Here is a 307-nt window from a genome sequence, read left to right on the forward strand (position 1 = left end):
GGAGTTGTCGGGTCTGGGGGTGGACCGGCAGGGCCTGGGCGCGGGCATGGGCCTGGGCCTGCCCTTCGTCGACACCGAAGAGGGCCGTGCGGTGGTGGCAGGCGGGGTCTACGACATCGACCCCGCCGCCAGCGCCCCCGGCAGTGCCGGCTCCGGCCTGAAGCGGTTCCCCGGCGAGGGCGTGCGCTTCGAGCACGTGCCCGGCGGAAGCCTGCCCGCCCGCGACGGCGTCGACGGACGCGGCTACGAGTGGCGGCTGACCGACCGCACCGACGGGTCCGTGCAGTACTTCGACACCGCCGGCAAC

At 75.2% G+C, this 307-nt stretch carries 1 protein-coding gene; it reads left to right on the forward strand.

Going from position 1 to position 307, the window contains the following annotated elements; genetic code table 11:
* Positions 1–307, forward strand: a 307-nt coding sequence (locus IF89_RS40015; RefSeq protein WP_043195095.1) for a hypothetical protein, incomplete at both ends; no start/stop codon positions are given.

The sequence above is a fragment of the Streptomyces sp. NRRL F-2664 genome, from assembly GCF_000719345.1.
Taxonomy (GTDB): Bacteria; Actinomycetota; Actinomycetes; order Streptomycetales; family Streptomycetaceae; genus Streptomyces.